Below are 2,048 nucleotides of genomic sequence, written 5' to 3'. Positions count from 1 at the left end.
CCTTTCTTTCCCTCCAGGTGGGCCAGTGCTGTCTTTACTGAAGGGTAAAGACCGGAAGGCTCAAACTCCGATACGATATCGGCAAGCGGTCTTAGAACGAACGCCCGCTCGAACATACGGGGGTGTGGCAGAATGAGCTCCGGTGTATCCAGCCTCCAGCCTTCCATCCATAACAGATCAAGATCAACCGTCCGCGGTCCCCAATGAATATGGCGGACACGTCCAAGCTGCTTCTCAATCTGCTGCATTTGCGCTAGCAGCCCGTGCGGACTTAATGAGGTGGACACCACCGCGGCCAGATTTATAAACATCGGCTGATCTACGTAACCAACCGGTTCTGTTTCGTATAAATGGGACACCCGCGTAACCGTTACGCCAGGCACTTCATCCAACCGTTCCAAAGCCTCCATCAGGTTCCCTTCACGATCCCCCAAGTTAGCCCCTAAAGCAATATAAGCCTCTGAATATTCAGAGGTGGCGTGTGAATTCATGATCCTCTCACTTTCTGGTCCGGCGCAACTCGATGGTCACACCTTCGAAATGAATGTCAAAAGGCGGATGCGGTTTCGTCAATCGGACCGTTAAAGCATCGATAATAGTATAAGTGTCCAGTACCTTAGATGCAATATGCTCGGCCAAAGCCTCAATCAAGCGAAAAGACTCGCTCTGCATGATACCCAGCAAAAGCTCATGAATCTCGGCATAATTTACCGTTAAATCCAGATCATCCGCCTCTCCTGCCTTGCTTAAATCCATTTCCAACTCAAGATCGACATAGAAACGCTGTCCCAGCTTGCGCTCTTCCTCGAACACTCCGTGATAGCCGTAGTATTCCATTCGACTCAATATCATTTTATCCATGATCGTCCCGCCCTTCCATACGTTGCCTAAACTAAGATTTTATATCCGCTCTAACTCAATCGACCCGTATGTCATCGCGTCACACATCTTCGCTGTTCGCTTCACCTGCTGCACATCATGAACACGAACGATCTGACAGCCTTGGGCAATGCCATAAGCGACCGTTGCCGCGGTGCCCTCCAGCACATCCTGTGCAGGCGCATCCAGCACCGTCTGGATAAACCGCTTGCGGGAAGTCGCCAGTAATACCGGAAACCCGAGAGCCACAAGTTGATCAAGTGACGCCATAACCTGCAAATTCTCGTCATAATCTTTGGCAAAACCGATGCCCGGATCAAGCAGAATCTGCTGATCTTGCACCCCGGCCTGTCGCGCAATCTCCACGCTCTCCATTAAATCACGCTTCACGTCCTCGATCAGGTCCGTGTAATGGCGATCACGCCTGTTATGCATCAGAATGACCGGACAGCCCAATTCCGCAGCCGTCTTCGGCATTTCCGGATCGTCTTTAAAACCCCATATGTCATTGATGATATGTGCCCCGGCCAGAATTGCCTGTCGAGCGACTTGTGCTTTATAGGTGTCGATAGATAACGGAATGTGGGGAGCTTGCTTATGGATCGCTTCGATCACCGGGATCACACGAGATAGCTCTTCCTCTGCCCCAACCTTCTCATGGCCCGGACGGGTGGATTCTCCTCCGATGTCAATCATATCGGCTCCTTCCTCCACTAACTTCAGTGCATGAGCGACAGCCCGCTCCGTATCGTTATAGCGTCCTCCGTCCGAGAACGAATCCGGCGTTACATTCAATATGCCCATAATCAGCGTGGATCGACCCAATTGTAATACGCCATCCTTGCCAAGTTTATACTCACGTTCATAGATTGTTGTCTTCATGTATTTGCCCTGCTTTCTTCCGATATGCGTTCAGCAATTGATGTGTAAGCGGACCAATCTTTCCTTGACCGATGCGAACGATAAGGTTATTCGAATCAATCAATGTTGTAATTGGAACGATTTCTTGGACAGACCCTGAAGTAAACACTTCGTCCGCCTCAAGTAAATGACTCCAGCGATAACACCCTTCTTCCGACTCGATGCCAAGCCGCTACGCCAATTCCAATATCAGGGCCCGGGTAATTCCCGGCAAGATGCCTGTGCTTATATCGGGCGTACACAAGCGG

4 protein-coding genes are annotated in these 2,048 nt (G+C 50.5%); all 4 read right to left on the bottom strand.

Going from position 1 to position 2,048, the window contains the following annotated elements; translation table 11 throughout:
* Positions 1-491: 2-amino-4-hydroxy-6-hydroxymethyldihydropteridine diphosphokinase (folK, locus tag ACFRAK_RS28080; protein ID WP_394573048.1), on the bottom strand; the 491-nt coding region annotated here is incomplete at its 3' end.
* Positions 492-498: 7 nt separating this feature from the next.
* Positions 499-861 carry a dihydroneopterin aldolase gene (folB, locus tag ACFRAK_RS28075; RefSeq protein WP_394573047.1) on the bottom strand — a complete coding sequence of 121 codons (363 nt, stop codon included), beginning with the start codon at positions 859-861 and terminating at the stop codon, positions 499-501.
* Between the two features lie 39 nt (positions 862-900).
* On the bottom strand, positions 901-1,761 hold the full coding sequence (folP, locus tag ACFRAK_RS28070) for a dihydropteroate synthase (RefSeq protein WP_394573046.1): 861 nt from the start codon (positions 1,759-1,761) through the stop codon (positions 901-903).
* Positions 1,742-1,909, bottom strand: coding sequence for a hypothetical protein (locus ACFRAK_RS28065; RefSeq protein WP_394573045.1), 168 nt, complete (start codon positions 1,907-1,909; stop codon positions 1,742-1,744). Before ACFRAK_RS28065 ends, folP begins: the two co-directional genes overlap by 20 nt.
* Positions 1,910-2,048 lie beyond the last annotated feature (139 nt).

It is taken from the genome of Peribacillus sp. NPDC056705 (assembly GCF_043656335.1).
The sequence above is the reverse complement of the archived record's forward strand: the minus strand, read 5'-3'. Positions and strand labels throughout refer to the sequence as shown.

Coding starts and splice junctions, on each gene's coding strand:
- folB (WP_394573047.1), bottom strand. CDS start 861: ATGGATAAAATGATATTGAGTCGAATGGAATACTACGGCTATCACGGA.
- folP (WP_394573046.1), bottom strand. CDS start 1,761: ATGAAGACAACAATCTATGAACGTGAGTATAAACTTGGCAAGGATGGC.